We start from the raw sequence: 19,443 nt of genomic DNA on the forward strand, positions 1-19,443 counted from the left end.
CTAAGCACTCAATGCTTGGGGACTGATGTCCCTCTCTTCTAACAGGTAAAATCCGTTACTCGCGGATTTTGCCTGTTTTTTTGCCCTTGCACTTAAGGTAGACAAACTATGCTCATTACAGTTGAAGGTATGTGCTGGAGTGAGCACGCCGACACTTAGGCTGATCAATTTGTGATAACAAGCTTGTCCTTGCCTGTCGTCTGCGAGCATTTCTTGGGCTTGCCAATGCTCTGCACTATAGAAGAGCGGTTTATTGGCTTCAAACTCTGTCAATATATGTTGGCAACGATCAATGAGTCGCTCACAGGTACTGATCACGACAAAGTCATCGCCACCCACATGGCCGATAAAACAATTGTCGGTTTTGTATTTCACTAACAGATCCGCGACTTCGCAGATCACTTCGTCACCACGGCAGAAACCATAGATATCGTTGTAGGGTTTAAAGTGACACAGGTCAAAATAGGCCAAATAGAAGGGTTTTTGCTGGGTTCTGAGACGCTTAAGTTCTTCTTGGATCGGTACATTACCAGGTAAATCGGTTAAGGGATTGGCATGCCTTGCCATTTTGATCCTGTGCTCGGTGATCCGCTGTAACAAATCCTTAGTGTGGCCAATCCCGAGTAATTTCCCCCTGCGAAGGATGATAAATTGCTGAGCGACCGTATTGGCACTTTCTGATGTTAATAATTGGCTCACAATGGAGAGTGGCTCGTTAGCTTCAATCTGCAGCACTTGGGGATCCATCACTTCACTCACCGCATGATTTTCATGTAGCGCCCGACCATAGGGAGTACTGAAGAGTTCGAGCAGAGTCGCTCGGCTAATGATCCCTAATGGGAGCTGGTCTTGCACCACAACCACGGCCTGTAAGGCTGGCTGGGAGCTAAAAGTATCGCTTAAGTGTTTAAGTTTGAGTGTGGGGACAACCGTGATGGCGCTGGTACAGAGGCTTTCGGCGGATTCACTGTATCTGGGCTGAATTTGAGTATTGTTAGGGACTAAGGTCGCTTTCATGGCGCGACTCGGTTGTGCCTCGGGGCGACCAAGCAAATAACCTTGGCAATAAACGATTCCTAGTTGTTTAAGTACGGCAAGTTCTTCTTGGGTTTCAATCCCTTCGGCAATCACTTTACAGGTAAGGCTTTGACACAGTTCGACAATCGAGCGGACAAATTCTTGTTTTACTGGGGTTGAATCGATTTGATGGATAAAGTGCCGGTCGATTTTTACATAGTCAGGGGATAACTCTGACCAAAGCCTTAAACCCGAATAACCAGCACCCAAGTCATCAATGGCTGTCATAAACCCTTGGCTACGATAGTGATTCAGGCAAGACTTGAGTAAATCAATATCATCGGCTGGATATTGCTCCGATAACTCAATTACCACCTGTGAGGGAGAAATGCCGAGCTGTTGTAACAGCTGCAGTGTCATTCCTTTAGGATGGGTCGGATCGAGCAGGGCTTTAGGGGAAATATTGATAAACAATCGCCCTTGAAACTGGCGTAGCTTAAATTGTTCCAGTGAAATACGGCGGCACAGGGTTTCAAGTTCACTCAGCTTGCCGTGATGTTCAGCGGTTTTAAATAAAGGAACCGGTGAATAGAGCGGGCTATGTTCTGGCCCACGACTGAGTGCCTCAAACCCGTGGATCTTATGTTCCAATATATTGAAAATGGGCTGAAAAAGCGGGCTGATTGCCCCCTTTATGATTATCTTATCAAGCTCTTTTGCCAGATCTAAACTCGTCATTACTTCAGCCCCCACGACAATGTTTGCGGAGTCTATGACTTAGAAATGACAAAATGATGACAATTTTATTGGCTAAAAATTTGCCCTGCGGAAAATAAGGGGAAACGCTGAACTAAATGATATTTCAGCGTTTATTGAATTAGCTCTGCTTTTTAAAGGCGTGCAGTGTTTGCAGCAGCGTCGCCAGTTGGCGCACTAAGGTTTCGAGTGCCACCGGATCAAGGCGAGTGTGTTGCTGCAGCTTAGTTAGGTCATCCACCAGTTCTTGCACATAGGGCAAAAAGCGATTGCTTGAAACCACAAATCCTTGCTCGGCGGTGAAGATATGAGTGAATTTCCCATGGCCAGCTTTTTTCAATTCATCTAACTTAGCGTCAGCATCGATGGCTTGGCGATAGGCGATTTGAAGATTTTCTTTCAGTTGCTCTATAACCTTTGTCTGTGGCATAACAGCGTCTCATTGCAAAATTTGCAGGAATTATAAGGGGCAAAGGATATGGCAACAAGTCGATGGCGACTATTACTGGCACTCTTAAGTGTCACTTTGTTTGCAAGTGGGACAACTTTAGCTGCACCTTCGGATAAACCGCCGTTTTATCGCGTGCAATGGCAGGGTAAATCCGCTTATCTGCTGGGCTCTATCCATATTGGTCGTGCCGATTTTTATCCTATGCCCGCGCAAGTCGAAGCGGCGTTTACCAAATCCAAAGGGCTTGTCGTTGAAATCGATATGAATAAAGTCGATAGTCGTGCCTTACTGCAAAAATACGGCGGGGCAAATTCAGCACAGGGACTTGATTGGCAAAGTAGAGATAAACAAACGGTGGCGACAATGAGCCAATATTGTGAGGGTAAAGCGAGTTTATGCCAGTCGATTCAAGCCTTTGCACCTTGGTTGCAGGCCGCTCAATTTAATCTATTACGCTACAATGGTTTAGGTTTTAGCACTGACTATGGTGTCGATATGCAGCTGCTTAGCCGCGGGGGGAAACCTGTTTATGAGTTAGAGACGGCCGAGTCGCAGTTTCAATTGCTCGCTTCCTTCGACAGTCAAATCCAGTGGGCTATGGTGCGCGAAGCCATTGATGCATCGGATGCTGAATTACTCTCACTGGTTGATGCGTGGCGCTCTGGTAATGAAACCGTGTTAGATACCTTGATGCAAGAGCAACTTGGTGGCGATGGTAATACCCTGATGCTGGATAAAATTCTCTGGCAGCGTAATAAAGTGATGGCAGAGGGCATGATAAAGCTTATGGGGTCAGAAACTGCTAGCGAGCCTTTATTTGTGGTGGTGGGTGCAGGCCATGTGGTTGGCGATAAGAGTGTGGTGCAACTTCTCAAGCAGCAGGGCGCGACTGTGACCGCTTGTTGGCAGACGCGCTGTGACTGAATTGAAGGGCTAGTTTCAAGATTTAGGTCCAGCTGATTATTTTAATAATATAATTATTTCAATTAATTAATTTTAGTTTGGCTGGGCGAGTTTAAATTTAAAGGACGCGCTAGAGCGTCCTTTATTGTTTGTCTAAAAACGAATTTATTCAGAGTGTGTTGCTGTACTTTGCCCCAGAAAATGCACATAACGGCCGAGTGAAATATAGGGTTCGCGTTGGGAATATTCGAGTTCCATACTGAGCAGTTTTTGATAGTCAAAATCCGCCGCTTGCTGTTTCTTCAAGTAATCGTGGATCACCCGTACACCTGATTCTTTCAGCAAAGCCATTTGCCACTGGGCAAACCATAGCTTAACCTCATGAATATACAGAGGATGTGTAGGTGTCAGTCGCACTTTCTTCTTCACTTTGAGATCGGCGGCAACATAGTCGAAATTGCCTGACACTAAGGCATGGAACCGCATCGCTTCTTTATTGTAAAACATCAGCGAAAACAGCCCATTGGGTTTTAGCATTGTCAGTAAGCCTTCCATCGTGGTTTTGGCATCGGCTAGCCATTCAACCACGGCATGGCAGAGGATGAGATCGAACATGCCGTGCTCAGTAATCGATAGGGCTTGGATCGGCGCATGGACTAAGCGAATTGCCAATGGCGTATCGCTGGCATCGATTTGCTCTTTTGCTTGGGCGAGCATCTCGGCAGAAATATCGCAGAGTACGACCTCATGACCAAGACGTGCTAGCTTTTGGCTGAAGTAACCAAAACCGCCGCCAGCATCTAAAATCCGTAGCTTTTTATCGCCAAACTGTGCCAATGCGGGAGCGAGATCGCGCCAGAGCACGGCGGCACGGATTTCACCTTTAGGGGTGCCATAAATGTTCTTCGCAAATTTTTGCGCGAGTTTATCGAAATTTTTATCTTGCACGGGCTAACTAAGTTAAAGACTGGGGGCAATAGTGTGGCACAGGCGTCATCTTTTTGCACTTTTCGCGTGTAAGCCATCATAGTCGCCGCCGATGATTTTTTAAGATATTGATTTTTAAGGATGTCATAGAGCCTGCATTACATGGGGATATCCAGAACTCAATTCACTGAGGTATAATCCCCCCGTTTTCAATAAACCTGACTCTTTAGTTGTCCATTCGGAGAGTCAGCATCAGCCCTTTTAAGACACAGTTTTGCCTGTTTTACACTCGTGATTTTTTGATTTTCAAGATGTTATACATCTGTACGGGGTATTTCTGGTTATCCGTGCATAGGGATAGTTAATTAAAAGGTACTCAGACTTGAATAATGCATATTGTGTTGAATTGAACGCGATGCCGTCGCTGTTTTCTCTTTATCGCAAGATTTTCTTTGGTCGTAAACCTGGTTGGGATCAGCAGCCTCTGCCATATATTAAAGTGACAGCGCCCAATGTGAGAGTGTCCGAGGCAAAGATCAGCCAATACGCTCAAGTCTGTGGCTTTGATTTCGACGGTAAATTGTTACCGCCAACTTACCTGTATGTGATGGCGTTTCGCTTACATGCGGTGATTTTTACCCACGATGGTATTACTTTCCCACTGCTTGGAATGATCCATTTAAAGAACCGGATTCAAGTCTATCGTCCTGCGGCGGTGGATGAAGTGTTTGCCCTCGAATGTGCGTTAACCACCAGCCGTGAAACTGACTCAGGTTTAGAGTTTGAATTTGTTTCTAAAGCCTTTGTGGGTGAAGAGCTAGTGTGGGAGTCGCTCTCAACTTATTTGTATCGTATCGAAACCGCAGGGCGCCGTGTGCGTCCCCCTAAAGCGCTCGATATGGCGTGGGATTCACCGCAATCTTGGGAATTGGGAGAGGATTTAGGCCGTCGTTATGCTAAAGCATCTGGTGACTATAACCTGATCCACTTGCATCCTATGTTGTCGAAACGCTTCGGCTTTGACCGTGTGCTTGCCCATGGCATGTGGTCCAAAGCGCGCTGCTTAGCAGAATTAATGCCAGAAATTGGTGAGCGCCCATTTGTGGTTGATGTGGCCTTTAAGTTGCCGCTGCTAATGCCTGCAGAAGTGGGATTCGGTTATGAAAAAACCGAAGATAAATGGGTGTTTGAGCTTAGAGACAGCAAAGGTCGCAGACCGCATCTTAGCGGTGAAGTGCAGCTTTAAACTTTGATGACAAATAACGGCGCCTAAGGCGCCGTTATTGTTTGTGGGCTTTAGATTTAGCTTTAAGATTTGCAGTGTCCTGTGCGAAAAAATATCAAACTATTGAAGTTTATCTTGTCGATTAGTTAAGCCACATTTGCCTAAAGTTTGTTGAAAGCGTTTAAAAAGCAAAAGGGCAATGCTGTTTCTCTTTAAGGAATCTGTATTCTTTTTAGAAGATGCCCTTGACCGATTTATTTGACGCAGATTAAGGAACCGCTCATTAACCTTTTTGATGGGTATATATCTTAGAGCGAATCACCTAATATCCGCCATATTCAATCAGTCATCGCTGATACTAATCGTTTTCGTGTACCTGTTCCGTATACTCATTTCGTAAATCAACATTTGTATACCAAAGTTCGTAAGCCAAAGAACCCGAGGGAGATATTACCCATGCTAACCGATATGGAGATTTCGCGCCGCGCGCATCTAAAAGATATCGCACAACTTGGTGCCGAGTTTGGGTTGTTGCCCGAAGAGATGCAGCTATTTGGCAATACCAAGGCGAAGGTGGATCTGCAAGTACAGCAGCGCTTAGCCGGGCAACCAAAGGGCAAATTGATTATTGTTACCGCTGTTACGCCAACGCCTCACGGTGAAGGTAAAACCGTGACGACCATTGGTTTAACGCAATCACTCAAGGCGCTCGGCAATAAAGTGTGTGCCTGTATTCGCCAACCCAGTATGGGGCCAGTATTTGGGGTAAAAGGTGGGGCTGCTGGTGGCGGTTATGCCCAAGTTGTGCCTATGCAGGAGCTGAATCTGCATCTAACGGGTGATATTCATGCTGTGAGTAGCGCTCATAATCTTGGGGCTGCGGCGATTGCTTCTCGGCTTTACCATGAAATGCGTTTAGGCAAGGCTGAATTTGAGCGTCAATCTGGCTTAAGCTACTTAGATATCGATCCAAAGGGCATTCGCTGGCACCGGGTAGTTGATCATAACGATCGTTGTTTACGGGAGATTGAGGTGGGACTGGGGGAAAACAACGGCCCTGCTTATACCTCAGGGTTTGATATTACCGCCGCTTCTGAGTTAATGGCCATTTTGGCGCTAAGCCGTAATTTGACTGATATGCGCGTACGTATTGGCAAGCTAGTGTTAGCCCTTAATCGACAGGGAGAGGCCGTTAGCGCCGACGAACTCGGTGTAGCTGGAGCCATGACAGCGATTATGGCGGATGCGGTAAAACCTACGTTGATGCAAACCTTAAACGGTGCGCCTTGTCTTATTCATGCGGGACCCTTTGCGAATATCGCCCATGGTAACTCGTCGGTTATTGCCGATGATATCGCCTTAAAACTGGCCGATTTTGTGGTGACCGAAGGTGGGTTCGGCTCCGATATGGGCTTTGAAAAGTTCTGCAATATCAAAGCGCGGCAGTCGGGGTTAATTCCGAGTGCCGCAGTATTAGTGACCACATTAAAGGCGCTTAAGGCCAATAGCGGTTTAGCGTCGGATACGGATATTAATGCGCCTGACCAAGCACGTCTTGAAGCCGGTTTTGCCAATTTAAATTGGCATATCAATAATGTGGTCCAATATGGTCTTCCTGTTGTTGTTGCTATCAATCGTTTTGCCAGCGATACGGACGCCGAGCTCAACTGGTTAATGGAAGCCGTGCGTGGTACTGCGGCATTTGGCTGCGAACTCAGCGAAGCTTTTAGCCAAGGTGAAGATGGGGCGATGGCTTTGGCACAAACCGTAATTCGCGCTTGTGAACAACCAAGTGAGTTTAGGTTGCTGTATCCCGATAATATGGAGTTGGAAGCTAAATTATCGACCTTAGCAGAATTAGGTTATGGCGCAGCCGGTATAAATTTATCCGCTGTGGCAAAACAGCAATTACAGGAGCTGAGTGCGCTCGGTTATGCGCATTTGCCCGTGTGTATGGCAAAGACCCCTTTATCGATCAGTCACGACCCCCAGCTTAAAGGTGTCCCTCAAGGTTTTATCGTGCCAGTGCGTGAATTAGTGTTAAATGCGGGCGCTGGATTTATCACGGCACTTGTGGGCAATGTGATGACAATGCCAGGGCTTGGATTAACCCCAGGCTATTTAAAAATAGATATCGATGTCGATGGTGAGATTATTGGACTCGGTTAACTTGATAGTTCATTGAACAATGACAAAAGGCGCAATCTTGGATTACGCCTTTTGGTTTAGGTAAGCTTAGCGCTATTTGCTTGTTTGATAAATATGCACATCGCGCTGCGGGAAGGGAATGCTGATACCTTCGGCATCGAAGCGCATTTTTACCTCGCGGGTGATATCCCAATATACATCCCAGTAGTCTTCAGGTTTCGCCCAAGGACGAACGATAAAGTCGACCGAGGAGTCTCCTAACACGTGCAACTTAATGAGTGGAGCTGGCACTTTTTGCACTTTAGGGTGCGCCTCAACAATTGATGTCAGTACGGCTTCGGCCTGCTCAATATTATCGCCATAGCCGATACTAAACGTCATATCGACTCGGCGTTGATGCTCAGCGGTAATATTGTTAATGGTGTCGCCCCAAATTTTATTGTTTGGAATGATAAGTCATTGATTATCTAGTGTTTTAATGGTTGTAGAGACTAGGCTCATATGGCTAACGCGCCCCGACACGCCCGCTGCATTAATCAAATCGCCGACATCGTAGGGGCGATAGATTAAAATCATCATGCCTGAAGCAAAGTTGGAAAGGGTGTCTTGCAGGGCAAAACCGATGATCACACCGGCAATACCAAAACCTGCCAGCAGGGGGCCTAGTTCGATACCAAGCTGGGATAAAGCAATCAGCAAACCGATAGTAAATACAGCCTTACCCGAGAGTGATGTAAAAAAGTCTTGCAGTAACTTACTGAAATTTAACTTAGAATTGCTAACTGTATTACTCACTATCTTTTTCACCAGTTTGCCCACAAGGCTAGCGACAAATAGGATCAGACAGAAGATAAATAATTTAAAGACTAAGGTAGGCCCGTGGTTAATGGCTTGATCTTTAGCAGTATTTAGCCATTGCTTGATTAAGCTCGATGCCACATCAACGCTTAACACATCCTGCGTAATATCACCGGAGATGCTAAACAAAGTCTTTTTCAGCATGGCGGTGTTTTGCCCTAGTGCATCAAGTAGTTCGATATCTATGCTGAGGCTAAGGCTATTTTGCGCCAAACGGTCTTTTAGTTGTATCACACGACTGGTTTGCGCTGAGGTAGCATCTTTCCCTGCATTGGTGGCGTCATTCACCGCATTTTGTAATTGTTGCTGGGTATAAGTGACAAAGCTATCAAAGTTATCTGCACGGCTAAGCAGGATTTGGGTGAGCTGTGCTTTTTCTGCCGTCACATCTTGGCCAAGCTGACTCAGCCAGTCTAGGGTCTCAAGTCGTTGCTTGTAATTATTGTCTTTGTCGAGTTCACGCTTTGAGATCTCAAGTAAGGTAGCCTCATCATCCGGTGTACCGAGTTTCTGGGATAATTTGCTGACGATATCATTAAAGTAGTCGTTAATTTTCTGATTAAAAAGCAATTGCTCTTGAACGAGGGGTAATATTAAGGCTTTGTCGTAACTGTCATCGTCTAAAAGTGTTTTAATCTTATTACGTAACTGTAAGGACTTATTTTGAATGCGATATTCAGCAATCGTGCGCAATTCACCTTGGTAGTGAGCTAAGCGCGCAATATCTTCTTTAATGGCAGTTTGTAGCGTCGTTAATTCAGCTTCAGTATCGTTTGAAACCGAAGTGGTTTGAGTGGTCGTGACGGGGACTGGATCTGCAGCGAATACTTTGGCATTTATCAGCAGGGGAAAGCTTAGGGCGAGTAGTAATATCAGTGAGCGGCGCATAGGCGTTACCTTCAATTAAAAGAGGTAGGTATATGATAGAAGCCGAGCTAAACCCTGTAAAATATCAATAGTATAATAACCCATTTAAGTTTAAAGTTTGTGTGCTAGTTTGCAGCTCTAGACCATAGACTCAGGTTTTTAAACCGCAGGGCTAATTAGTTCGACTGAATGAGATTTGGATCTGATAGACTTAGCGCCCCATCGTTAGGAATGTACTTTAAATGCTGTGCTCCCATTGCCACCAGTCGATTAAAATTGCTGAAATTACCCAACAACGCGGAAAAGGTTTTCACGCGCAAGTGCAATGTCCCCATTGTTTTGCTTGGCTGGGTCACAGTCCTAAATTATTGAAGTTAAAATTATTTGGCTTTTATGCGAGTGTGCTAACTGGGCTATACAGTTATTTCGATGCCTCAACGCGACATTTTTTGATCCCAGTGATGATCTTTTGCGTGATCTTGTTACTGGTAAGCCATTTTATGGATCAGCTACAGACGATTGAAGCGCCAGAGAAGGTGGATGATAGCGATCAAAGGCAAAAGTATCGCTAATGGAAAGAGGTTGTAAAACATGTCGAGCCACATTGGTTTGAACCTTGGTGATTTTAACCATTCTAGGCTCAACATGGTTTTACAAGGGCTTGTGTTATTGAATGACCTGCTCTTGGCTTTCTAATGAGTGCTCAACGTAATAAATACCGCCCAAAACTACTGCGCCGAAAATTACTATCCCTAAGATTAATCCAAAGTTTTCACGAAAGAATGCTAGCATTTTGGTTGCCTTTTGCTGGATTGAATAGATTAAATATTTGGCTTGAATAACACTGTGCACATCATAGTTTTACTGACTTAAGCTAATCTTAAATAACTCATTTTGTGAATGTAGAGCATACATTTAAAGGTATATCTGTCCGAGGAGTGTTGCAATGGTAAATATCTTGTAACGCCTTGCTAAGGCATTACCTTATTGCAACTTACTAGTGGACTGGCTTAAACTTGTGCCACTTTCAACGCTGGGGACGACTGAGTGAGACTGCATAGTCACATAAGACGCACAATTTCGATATGGCTTGCAGCTGTATTGGTATTGCTGTCTCTTGCTGCCTCAGTCCATAGTGTGACTCACCTTGATGATGGGGCAAAGACGCACTGTACTCTCTGTTTCCATCAGCACCAGCTTAATAAAATTCTGTTAACTCATCCGCTTGCGCTGAACTTAGCGATACAGCGGTTCGATGTTTGCGACTTTTTCTTACCTGTAATTTTGGTAAAACACGTTAGTGTTTACCTTAGCCGCGCTCCACCTGCACAACTCTAAGTCAACTTTTACATTTTAACCTATTGTATTTCTTGGTGAATTAACTTTTCATCGAGAGTTAGTTGTATTTTGGAGATATCATGACTGTTTTTAACAACCGAATTTCTTTGGTGGCTTTGGCTTGTGCATTTGCTTCACCGACCTTGTTTGCGGCCGATTCAAGTATAACCAACCCGACGATCAGCGCAGTGCTTAATGGCTATTATCAAACGGCTGAACGTCCATTGGCTGAGACAGCTGAAGGGTTTGGCTTAGGTGAAACTGAACTCGCCATGAGCGCCAATATTGACGACATGTTTTACGGCAAATTAACCGCAGTGGTTGAGATGCATGATGGCGAAACTGAGCTTAATCTTGAAGAAGCATTTATCCAAACCATGGCGATGCCAGCGGGTTTCTCTATCCGTGGAGGGCGCTTTTTATCTGACATTGGTTATTTAAATAACCAACATTTACACACGGATTCGTTTACCGATCGCCCAATTGCTTACAGAGCGTTTTTCGGTGGCCACTATTTTGATGACGGTGTGCGCTTAAACTTTGTGGCTCCGACGGATTTGTATTGGACCATTGGTGCGGAAGCCTTTAAGGGCGATAGTATGCGTGCCGCTGATGAACACGGTGAGCGTGAGTTTAAAAACGTGGGGGTGTACACCTTATATTCAAAAATTGGTGGCGATATTGGTGATAATAGCTCGTGGCAGGCGGGATTAAGTTACTTACGTAACGAAAACGGCCAAGTAACTGCCCATGAAGAAGGTGATGAGCACGCTCACGAAGTTGTCGAGGAAGGCCATGATCACAGCCACGCAGCATCCTATACAGGTAAAAATACCTATGGTGCTGATTTTGTTTATAAATGGGCGCCTAATGGCAACTATAAATACCAAAATCTCACCTTGACTGGTGAGTACTACCGCGTGACAGACTTTGTGCCTGCGGATTTACATCCTGAGGATGCGCCGAGCAAGGATTATCACCAAGGTTGGTATCTGAGCAGCGTATATCAATTTACGCCTAGTTGGTCTGCTGGCTTGCGTTACGGTGAGGTTGATACCCAAGAGCTCCATGGTGAGCATTTCCATGGACAGAAGTTAAAGGAATCTGAAGTGAGTCTGGCGTGGCATTCAAGTCATTTCTCTTCGGTTCGTTTCCAGTACACCAATCAGAAGGGTACTAACTTCGATGGAATCGAAGACGACAATGTTTTCACTATTCAATACATTATGTCTCTGGGGGCTCACGGTGCGCATCAATTCTAATGTTGTAAAAGTGGCCGCCGCGGCCCTATCGTTTGCTTGTTCAGGCTTTGCTCACGCTGAGCTAAATGTGTTTGCCTGCGAACCTGAATATGCTGCATTGGCAAAAGAGTTGGCACCTAACGCCAGCATTTATTCAGCCACCACGGCCTTACAAGATCCGCATCAAGTGCAGGCCCGTCCGAGCTTGATCGCCAAAATGCGTCAAGCGGATCTGGTGGTGTGTGCGGGGGCCGATTTAGAAATCGGCTGGTTGCCTATGTTACAGATGAAGTCCGCTAACGCTAAGGTACATTCGACCGAGCAAGGCTTGTTTTTTGCCGCCGAGCAAATCGATACCTTAGACAAATTGGCTAGTGTGGATCGCAGTATGGGTGATGTGCATGCTAAGGGAAATCCACACATTCATTTCGATCCTAATCGGGTGTTAACAGTGGCCAAAGCCTTAACTGCTAAGATGAGCCAATTGGAACCGAGTGAAGCTGCGAATTATCAAAAGTCGTTAGCGGACTTCAGTTCTCGTTGGCAAGCAGCTATCCCCCGTTGGGAAGAACAAGCCAAGCCGTTAAAAGGTAAAAAAGTGATCGCCTATCACACCAGTTTTAGATACCTATTTAACTGGTTGGGTATAGAACAAGTGGCTGATCTTGAACCTAAACCTGGTTTAGCACCCACCAGTGGCCATTTAGCGAGTTTGCTAAGCCGCGCCGAACAAGGTGATATTTTTGCTGTAGTGGTGGCTTCTTATCAGGATGAACGTGGTGCTAAGTGGTTGGGTGAAAAGGCGAATCTTCCCGTCGTGATGTTACCTATGTCTGTCGGTGGAAATGATAATAGTCAAGATCTCTTTAGCCTCTATGACAGTGCGATTTCCCTCTTAAATGGGGTGAAATAGTCCTATGTTTGATCTGGAACTGATGTCGATCCTGCTGCCTGCGCTGGCAGCGGGGATTTTGGTGTTATCTACGCATATTGTACTAGGTAAACAAGTGCTTAAGCGTGGGATCATCTTTATCGACTTAGCGATTGCTCAGGTGGCGGCATTGGGAGCCATTGTGGCGCATATGGATCACAGATTAGAAGAGATGCCATTTTCTCATGTGTTGATGCCTGCCTTATTTGCCCTTGCAGGAGCCGGATTTATCGCTTGGTTATCTAAGCGAATGGCGGGTGAGTTAGAAGCCATGATAGGCTGCTTTTACGTGCTATCGGCCGTGGCTGCCATGTTATTGTTGGCAAACGATCCCCATGGTGCCGAGTTGCTAAAGCAATTGATGTCAGGTCAGATCCTTTGGGTTAGCTGGTCACAATTAGTGTTACCCACAGTGGTGTATGTTCTGGTGCTAGCGGTGATTTTTGTGCGACCACAGATATTAAATGGTGCGGGATTCTATCTCCTGTTTGCCCTCGTTATCACCTTGTCAGTTGAGTTGGTGGGCGTCTATTTAGTGTTTAGTACATTGATTCTGCCGGCACTTGCCCTGAACAAGTACCAAGGTAAAAACGGCTTGTTTTACGCTTATCTTGTAGGCTTGATGGGTTACTTGCTTGGACTGGTATTATCGGCAACCATGGATTTGCCTAGTGGAGCGGCGATTGTCGCGACATTAGCCATCAGTGCGCTGGTATTCCGTTTAGGCTTAAGTAAAGCGGCAAGGGTAAGCCATACCCAAAGCTAAGTCTTTAGCACAGGTTTTATGCTTAGATATTGATTTTAAAGCCCATCGATACGCTTGATTGCGAGAGTATCGATGGGCTTTTGTTTGGATTGTTAGCAACTCAGCTTACAGATGTAAACAATATATTGAGTCCCTAAGGATGGGTGGCTATACTGTCGCCACTTTCACCCTTGGAGTATGTCGTGCTATTAATTGTCAGATCTGTGTTGTTGGCGGTGTCATTGTTACTTGCATTTATTTTTGGTGGTCTGGTGTGCCTATTACGACCTCGTCACCGTGACAATGTACATATGTTCGCCAAGATCTTTTCATCCGCAGCCCCGATTTTAGGGCTTAAAGTTATAGTTCGTCGGCCTAAAGAGGTGCAGGATGGCCCCTACATTTTCCTAGGCAATCATCAAAATAACTTCGATCTGTTCACTCATACTAAAGCAGTACCTAAAGGCACTGTCAGTTTAGGGAAAAAGAGCTTAGTGTGGATCCCCTTATTTGGCCAGATCTATTGGTTATCGGGCAATATTCTTATCGATAGAAAAAATCGCAATAGTGCTTTTGATACCATGGCGAAAACGGCGGAAAAAATTAAGCAGAATCGTCTCTCCGTGTGGATTTTCCCTGAGGGCACGCGTTCACGGGGGCGTGGGTTGTTACCCTTCAAAGCGGGTGCTTTTCACACCGCGATTGCCGCAGGCGTGCCAGTCGTACCAGTGCTGACTTCGTGCCAAAGCCATATCAATTTGAACCGCTGGGATAATGGGGTAGTGATTATCGAGATGATGGCACCGATCCCGACTGAAGGTTTAGATAAAGCTGATGCGAAAGCCTTTTCGGCACAGGTGCACGAGATTATGTCTGCAAAATTTAACGAGATAAATCGCGAAGCGGCAACATTAATGGGTAAAACTATCCCGGCTGATGACGTATAATAACGCCAATTTGAGCCAGTTTTATCTTAACGGAGACACATCCATGTCTATTGAAAGTCAGTTAAAAGCCCAATTCGCCGAGAATCGCGACATAGTGCAAGCCCTGCTCGACGATGGCTCAGAGCCTGATGCTGAATACACCATTGAACACCATTTTTCATCGAGCAATTTTGAGCGCTTAGAGAAGGCAGCGGTTGATGCATTCAAACTTGGATTTGAAGTCAATGATGCCGAAGAAATGGAATTGGAAGATGGTTCGGTGATTTTCTGTTTCGACGCGATTGCTTACCACAAATTAGAAGTTCCATTATTGGATAAAGCCACCGAGCAGTTATTGCAACTCGCTGCCAAGCAAAAAGTGGATTACGACGGCTGGGGAACCTACTTTGTTGGTGATGAAATCGACGATGAAGAAGACGACGAACAAGACGACGGCTTCCCACATTAATGCGTTGTCATTGATTCGAATAAAGCAAAAAGCCCATCATTGATGGGCTTTTTGCTTTATTCTGCAGAGGTTGGTGCGCAATGCAGGACGGTACAGTTTCGACCCTTTTGTTTCGCCTCGTACAGAGCTTTGTCTGAGCAGGAAATCCAGCTTGAGCTACTGCTGATATGTTTGCCTAGTTCACATACACCAAGGCTGACGGTCACTTTTATCTTTAGTCCCTCGTAAACTACGGTTGAACTTGCAATTTTTTCCCGTAAACGTTCGGTAAAGTTTAAGGCATCTGCGCCGCAGGTACTGGGCATGACTACTGCAAACTCTTCACCGCCATAACGACCTGCGCAGTCTGTTTCCCGTAACGAATGGCTCAAGATATGAGCGATATGCTGGATCACCTTATCACCTGCGAGGTGCCCGTAGGTGTCATTGATATTTTTGAAATGATCGATATCGATCATCACCAAGCTCGCGATCCCAGAATAGCGGGCATAGAGATCATACTCATGCTCCAAGCATTGTTGCCAATGGCGACGATTATGCAGTTGCGTTAAGCCATCGGTCTGGCTGAGGCGTTCTAACTGCTCGTTGGCGGCCTTGAGCTGCAACTTATTTACCGCGATATCAGTGACATCATAAACAATCACACTGATATGGGTGATTTTACCGGTTAATGAGGCCAGTGGTAACAAGGTCACGTTTTGGTACATAAAATCGGCGCGCCCAGTGATAGGGCGGTAGTTTTTAAACTGAAAAACGTAAGGTCTTTGTTCCCAGCTAATGAAAGCTCGATTTTTAAGCATAAAAACCGATTCCATTTTTTGTTTTAACCAAGTGGCAGGCAAATCAGGGAAGCGGCTAAACAGGTTTTGACCTTTAATGGAATTGGGCGAGACGCCGCTATGGTTTTCCATAAAGCCGTTCCACAGTTGGATATTATAATCGCGATCTAATACCACGAGACCCACTTCTATGGTTTGTACCATATCGATAAGCCAATGGAGTTCGTTCATTGCGCTTTGATCGTTTGACATAAGGTAAAGTCCAACTGATTAATCGAGTAAATAACCGAGTTTATAGCTCAGTGTCGGAATAGAGTCTTCGGTAAATAACAATAATAAATCGCATTGAATATTATGATTTTCAATACGATAGTTTATTTCCATGGCTAATGTTCTGTGCCATTTTTCCGAATTATCATGGATAAGATCATTCACTGTGCAGTGACGGCCTAACACCACAGGATGGGCTTGGCTGAATTTCATATCGAGTTGCTCTGATATCCCATTCAGGAATGCACCGATTAATACGTTTCCGGTGTCTATCAGTACTTCAATCTCGGTTTGCTTATCCTCTGGATTTGCAACGCCCATGAGTTTAGCCATATCTTGGAAGCTTGAGTCATGGAATAGTAAGAGCGCTTCTCCCGCAACGCCAGCACCAATAAACCCTTGGCAAAGTGCTGAAACTGTTGAGCTTTCCTCAGTTGCTTTCAGTGCCATTGTCAGCTCGCTGACCTCTAGCACATTGACATTTGGGATAGGCAAGAGGACGAATACATCGAGTAATTTGGCGAGCAAATCGGCAGCACGTCCCATGGCAACGTTGGCGATCTCTTGGCAGGCATCACGCATATCGACTTTGATCATAGGTGTGTCTTCAACCTGATCTTTCTGCGTTAGGGTGAGAATGCCGTACTCTTGGAGGATATTACTGATGGCGTCAGCACTGACGGGTTTTTGGATAAAGTCCAATGCACCCAATGCTTTAACTCGTTCGTGAGCTTTTATCTGTATATCACCCGACACTACAATGATAAGGGCGGGGAGATCGTTTTGTTGAACGGTTTGTAGTACTTCATAACCATCCATTACGGGCATGTTGAGATCGAGGAAGACCACTTCGCCTTTACCAGCGCGAATGGCATCTAATCCTTCGGCACCATTGGTCGCGTAGGTTATCTCAACATCCCATTCTTTGGGGAGGGTGCGAGCCATTTGTTTGCGCGCCATGGCGGAATCGTCACAGATGAGTACAGAGATTGTCATGCTGACTACTGATCCTTATTTGCCCATTTATTGAAGATAACACTAATTCTGAATGTTTGAATGACGAATTAGGAGCTTCGGGCAAGTTTGATTTATATCATCTAAATGTAACTTATAGATTTTATTAGCTAATTTAATTATCTTTCCGTTAAATTCTAAGGGCTGAATGCGATTAAAATCTTGGATAGCTAAGTCAATTTTATTATTTATCGCAAAAAATACGTCGATCTTGCGAATATCTATATGCTTAATCCATCAAAAGATGCCTACAGTATCGATCCTCTATCATGCACAGATATACATGCTGTAGGTAAGCGGAGTTGCCAGAGATGCATTTTGTTCAAAATAGATGCTGATATGGGTGTTATCAGCATCCCGAATTAATTCTAACAGCTTCATAAATCGGCATTTGTTAGAGTTTAGATTGCAGCCTAACATAATCACACACTAATACTTAACGACGGCTGACAATATTTTGACTCAAGTCAAAATTTGTTCTCATGTTACATGCTTTGGTCAATCATTCCAAATATGTTAACATTTAATCTGGACTGACCAGTAACGGGATATTTCATGGGTGAGCGTTGTGTGCAAGTCACGGTTGAGAATGGCATCGCAAATGTCGTGCTTAATCGTCCAGAAAAGTTCAATGCAATTAATTATTTGATGTTTAGTGAGCTTGATAAAGCCATCAAAAGGATTAAATCAGATCCGCGTATTCGTCTGGTTATTTTATCTGGTGCTGGAGGTCACTTTAGTTCTGGCTTGGATGTCAAAAGCGTGATGTCGGCTCCTATGCAGGCAGTTAAATTGCTGTTTAAAGGGCTACCGGGTAATGCCAATTTAGCTCAAAGGGTGTCTATTGGGTGGCAGCGTTTACCTGTGCCTGTCATTGCGGTATTGGAAGGTTGTTGTTATGGCGGTGGAATGCAAATCGCCTTAGGCGCGGATTTTAGGATTGCCTGTCCTAACAGTAAGCTATCCATTATGGAGGCCAAATGGGGGCTTGTGCCGGATATGGCAGGCTTAGTGGCATTGCGGCAAATTATGCCAAAGGATCAAGCGATGTTATTGAGTCTGACGGCAAAAGTGCTCTCAGGCGAAGAGGCTAAAGCCTTAGGATTAGTCACTCAGTTAAGTGATAACCCAATGTTAAGCGCGCAGCAATTGGCGGAAGAACTCCTCAATACCTCCCCAGATGCCGCAGCGGCAATTAAGTTGAGTATTAACCGTAGTTGGACTGCATCGGTCCGTTCGTTGCTTTGCCGCGAGTCATGGAGCCAAGTGAGATTGCTACTAGGTAAAAATCGCACGATTGCAGCAGTTCGCCAGCTAAAAGATCCTACTAAACCTTACAAGGATCGCCAGTCTGGCTGGTAACTTGGCTGGTAACTTGGCTGATGCACTTGCTAGAAAACCATGGCACAGACTTCCTTAATGCAGAGGTTGTATTGATGTGTCGAGATTGGATGTTGCTCTAGCAAGCTTTCTCGCGAAGGCATGAGTACTAAAACCTCAATGTGCGCCGCTCATTCGGGCGGCGAATCCTCTAATGGCCGTTAAACAATTCTGCCAAGCGCTCTCGTTATCCAGATTCAATACCAGCGTTGTTTGCCGATAATTTGGTGTCTCTAAGGTTACGGCCAGCGTTTTACGTTGTGCAGCTGTTTCTAACGAGGCAGGGTGACCATCGGGTGATTGAATATCGAGTATCGGCATGGTGAGTTTAGCGAGCTTCTCGGCAATGGCTTGATTGCGCGTTTCGTCTTCACTGTAGGGATTGATGACGATCAATACATCCGGATCGGCAATTTTCTTTTGGCTTAATAGGCTTATCAATAATCCAGCACTTTGATCGGCGGTGATCAGCACTCGTTTGCCGGGAAAGTCTGCCCCTACGCTGTCGAGCTGTGACATGCTTTTAACGAGAAAGTCTTCTTGTTCAATGAGATGCTTATTACTGTCTTCAGGCTTTACCTTTTGGCTAGGTTTATTGGAAGGACTGGTTAGCTGTGCTGACCCAGCGGTAGTCACTTCGGTCGCAGGGGTGGCAAAATTGGGTGCTGGCGGTTCTGTCGGCGGGGTGAGGCTTAAACTTGCCCAACCTGCGGCATTAATATTACGTCTGACAAAGGCCATTAATCCGGGGGCATCGGCGGTGCCATTGGTGGCGGGTAAGATAATGGCTGCACCGAGTTTTTTTCGGCCTTCCCATGAGCGGACTAGGAGTTCCAGCGGCTGGTTATCAATGGTGATTTGTTTGATCTCATTGGCGGGTAAATAGTTACTGGTGCGTTTGGGTTGTATAGGCGCGCTCGCCTGCGAGTCTGCAGGTGTGGGTTGGGGGCTTGTTTCTGGCGCTTGGGTGCTGGGATCGGCAGCCCATAAGGTCAGGCTGGCTAGGGCAAACACGAGACTCAATACCGAAGGGATTAGACGCGCCATAGAATTGATAACCACCTGTGTAGTCTTATAAATTCAATTGGCTAGAGTATAACCTGAAGCGGGCTGGCTGAAGCAATATTTGCGTGCCGTCGTTACTGCCATTGCGTACTGATGCGCGCCTAAAAACGGTGCTGAATCGACAAATAAAAAC

At 45.5% G+C, this 19,443-nt stretch carries 17 protein-coding genes and 1 pseudogene; 11 read left to right on the forward strand and 7 right to left on the reverse strand.

Annotated elements, in window-relative coordinates; translation table 11 throughout:
* Together SO_RS02640 and SO_RS02645 are read right to left on the reverse strand one after the other, a co-directional pair.
* Positions 1 to 1,755 (reverse strand): GGDEF domain-containing protein, encoded by a 1,755-nt coding sequence (locus SO_RS02640; protein ID WP_011070895.1) that lies wholly within the window; start codon positions 1,753 to 1,755, stop codon positions 1 to 3.
* A 139-nt stretch (positions 1,756 to 1,894) separates the two neighbouring features.
* Complete coding sequence (locus SO_RS02645; RefSeq protein ID WP_011070896.1) at positions 1,895 to 2,203, reverse strand: hypothetical protein; 309 nt, start codon at positions 2,201 to 2,203, stop codon at positions 1,895 to 1,897.
* Positions 2,204 to 2,251: 48 nt separating this feature from the next.
* On the opposite strand from SO_RS02645, the gene SO_RS02650 reads away from it, so the two are divergent.
* On the forward strand, positions 2,252 to 3,148 hold the full coding sequence (locus tag SO_RS02650) for a TraB/GumN family protein (RefSeq protein ID WP_011070897.1): 897 nt from the start codon (positions 2,252 to 2,254) through the stop codon (positions 3,146 to 3,148).
* A gap of 144 nt (positions 3,149 to 3,292) precedes the next feature.
* On the opposite strand, the gene SO_RS02655 is transcribed toward SO_RS02650, so the two are convergent.
* Positions 3,293 to 4,075 (reverse strand): methyltransferase domain-containing protein, encoded by a 783-nt coding sequence (locus SO_RS02655; protein ID WP_011070898.1) that lies wholly within the window; start codon positions 4,073 to 4,075, stop codon positions 3,293 to 3,295.
* A 394-nt stretch (positions 4,076 to 4,469) separates the two neighbouring features.
* Between SO_RS02655 and SO_RS02660 the strand changes: the two genes are divergently transcribed.
* Together SO_RS02660 and SO_RS02665 are read left to right on the forward strand one after the other, a co-directional pair.
* Positions 4,470 to 5,300, forward strand: coding sequence for a MaoC/PaaZ C-terminal domain-containing protein (locus tag SO_RS02660; protein WP_011070899.1), 831 nt, complete (start codon positions 4,470 to 4,472; stop codon positions 5,298 to 5,300).
* Between the two features lie 435 nt (positions 5,301 to 5,735).
* Positions 5,736 to 7,448, forward strand: a complete 1,713-nt coding sequence (locus tag SO_RS02665; protein WP_011070900.1) for a formate--tetrahydrofolate ligase — start codon at positions 5,736 to 5,738, stop codon at positions 7,446 to 7,448.
* A 72-nt stretch (positions 7,449 to 7,520) separates the two neighbouring features.
* On the opposite strand, the pseudogene SO_RS02670 reads toward SO_RS02665, so the two are convergent.
* Positions 7,521 to 9,173: pseudogene (locus tag SO_RS02670) on the reverse strand (mechanosensitive ion channel domain-containing protein).
* 221 nt (positions 9,174 to 9,394) lie between these two features.
* Between SO_RS02670 and SO_RS02675 the strand changes: the two are divergent.
* From SO_RS02675 to rraB, 7 genes are all read left to right on the forward strand, one after another.
* Positions 9,395 to 9,724, forward strand: a complete 330-nt coding sequence (locus tag SO_RS02675) for a membrane protein (protein WP_011070901.1) — start codon at positions 9,395 to 9,397, stop codon at positions 9,722 to 9,724.
* Positions 9,725 to 10,199: 475 nt separating this feature from the next.
* Complete coding sequence (locus SO_RS23150; protein ID WP_011070903.1) at positions 10,200 to 10,490, forward strand: zinc ABC transporter; 291 nt, start codon at positions 10,200 to 10,202, stop codon at positions 10,488 to 10,490.
* 80 nt (positions 10,491 to 10,570) lie between these two features.
* Positions 10,571 to 11,752, forward strand: coding sequence for a porin family protein (locus SO_RS02685; RefSeq protein WP_011070904.1), 1,182 nt, complete (start codon positions 10,571 to 10,573; stop codon positions 11,750 to 11,752).
* Positions 11,736 to 12,644, forward strand: a complete 909-nt coding sequence (locus tag SO_RS02690) for a metal ABC transporter solute-binding protein, Zn/Mn family (protein WP_164925611.1) — start codon at positions 11,736 to 11,738, stop codon at positions 12,642 to 12,644. The genes SO_RS02685 and SO_RS02690 overlap by 17 nt, the downstream gene beginning before the upstream one ends.
* A 4-nt stretch (positions 12,645 to 12,648) precedes the next feature.
* Positions 12,649 to 13,428 carry a metal ABC transporter permease gene (locus SO_RS02695; protein WP_011070906.1) on the forward strand — a complete coding sequence of 260 codons (780 nt, stop codon included), beginning with the start codon at positions 12,649 to 12,651 and terminating at the stop codon, positions 13,426 to 13,428.
* A gap of 182 nt (positions 13,429 to 13,610) precedes the next feature.
* Entirely contained in the window at positions 13,611 to 14,354 is a 744-nt protein-coding gene (locus SO_RS02700; protein ID WP_011070907.1) for a 1-acylglycerol-3-phosphate O-acyltransferase, read from the forward strand.
* A gap of 43 nt (positions 14,355 to 14,397) precedes the next feature.
* Entirely contained in the window at positions 14,398 to 14,802 is a 405-nt protein-coding gene (rraB, locus tag SO_RS02705) for a ribonuclease E inhibitor RraB (RefSeq protein WP_011070908.1), read from the forward strand.
* 56 nt (positions 14,803 to 14,858) lie between these two features.
* Here the strand turns inward: rraB and SO_RS02710 are convergent, their stop codons facing one another.
* Together SO_RS02710 and SO_RS02715 are read right to left on the reverse strand one after the other, a co-directional pair.
* The gene (locus SO_RS02710; protein ID WP_011070909.1) at positions 14,859 to 15,833 is read right to left on the reverse strand and encodes a GGDEF domain-containing protein; all 975 of its coding nucleotides are present in this window, start codon (positions 15,831 to 15,833) and stop codon (positions 14,859 to 14,861) included.
* Positions 15,834 to 15,851: 18 nt separating this feature from the next.
* Positions 15,852 to 16,847 (reverse strand): response regulator, encoded by a 996-nt coding sequence (locus tag SO_RS02715; protein WP_011070910.1) that lies wholly within the window; start codon positions 16,845 to 16,847, stop codon positions 15,852 to 15,854.
* 573 nt (positions 16,848 to 17,420) lie between these two features.
* Between SO_RS02715 and SO_RS02720 the strand changes: the two genes are divergently transcribed.
* Complete coding sequence (locus SO_RS02720) at positions 17,421 to 18,227, forward strand: crotonase/enoyl-CoA hydratase family protein (protein WP_011070911.1); 807 nt, start codon at positions 17,421 to 17,423, stop codon at positions 18,225 to 18,227.
* Between the two features lie 135 nt (positions 18,228 to 18,362).
* Here SO_RS02720 and SO_RS02725 read toward each other — a convergent pair whose 3' ends face one another.
* Positions 18,363 to 19,292 carry an alpha/beta hydrolase family protein gene (locus SO_RS02725; protein WP_011070912.1) on the reverse strand — a complete coding sequence of 310 codons (930 nt, stop codon included), beginning with the start codon at positions 19,290 to 19,292 and terminating at the stop codon, positions 18,363 to 18,365.
* Between the last annotated feature and the right edge of the window lie 151 nt (positions 19,293 to 19,443).

The sequence above is a fragment of the Shewanella oneidensis MR-1 genome (assembly GCF_000146165.2).
Taxonomy (GTDB): domain Bacteria; phylum Pseudomonadota; class Gammaproteobacteria; order Enterobacterales; family Shewanellaceae; genus Shewanella; species Shewanella oneidensis.

Excerpts from the sequence above, each read along its gene's own strand:
- SO_RS02640 (WP_011070895.1), bottom strand. The coding sequence starts at position 1,755 with ATGACGAGTTTAGATCTGGCAAAAGAGCTTGATAAGATAATCATAAAG.
- SO_RS02645 (WP_011070896.1), bottom strand. The coding sequence starts at position 2,203 with ATGCCACAGACAAAGGTTATAGAGCAACTGAAAGAAAATCTTCAAATC.
- SO_RS02650 (WP_011070897.1), top strand. The coding sequence starts at position 2,252 with ATGGCAACAAGTCGATGGCGACTATTACTGGCACTCTTAAGTGTCACT.
- SO_RS02660 (WP_011070899.1), top strand. The coding sequence starts at position 4,470 with ATGCCGTCGCTGTTTTCTCTTTATCGCAAGATTTTCTTTGGTCGTAAA.
- SO_RS02665 (WP_011070900.1), top strand. The coding sequence starts at position 5,736 with ATGCTAACCGATATGGAGATTTCGCGCCGCGCGCATCTAAAAGATATC.
- SO_RS02675 (WP_011070901.1), top strand. The coding sequence starts at position 9,395 with ATGCTGTGCTCCCATTGCCACCAGTCGATTAAAATTGCTGAAATTACC.
- SO_RS02685 (WP_011070904.1), top strand. The coding sequence starts at position 10,571 with ATGACTGTTTTTAACAACCGAATTTCTTTGGTGGCTTTGGCTTGTGCA.
- SO_RS02695 (WP_011070906.1), top strand. The coding sequence starts at position 12,649 with ATGTTTGATCTGGAACTGATGTCGATCCTGCTGCCTGCGCTGGCAGCG.
- rraB (WP_011070908.1), top strand. The coding sequence starts at position 14,398 with ATGTCTATTGAAAGTCAGTTAAAAGCCCAATTCGCCGAGAATCGCGAC.
- SO_RS02710 (WP_011070909.1), bottom strand. The coding sequence starts at position 15,833 with ATGTCAAACGATCAAAGCGCAATGAACGAACTCCATTGGCTTATCGAT.
- SO_RS02715 (WP_011070910.1), bottom strand. The coding sequence starts at position 16,847 with ATGACAATCTCTGTACTCATCTGTGACGATTCCGCCATGGCGCGCAAA.
- SO_RS02720 (WP_011070911.1), top strand. The coding sequence starts at position 17,421 with ATGGGTGAGCGTTGTGTGCAAGTCACGGTTGAGAATGGCATCGCAAAT.
- SO_RS02725 (WP_011070912.1), bottom strand. The coding sequence starts at position 19,292 with ATGGCGCGTCTAATCCCTTCGGTATTGAGTCTCGTGTTTGCCCTAGCC.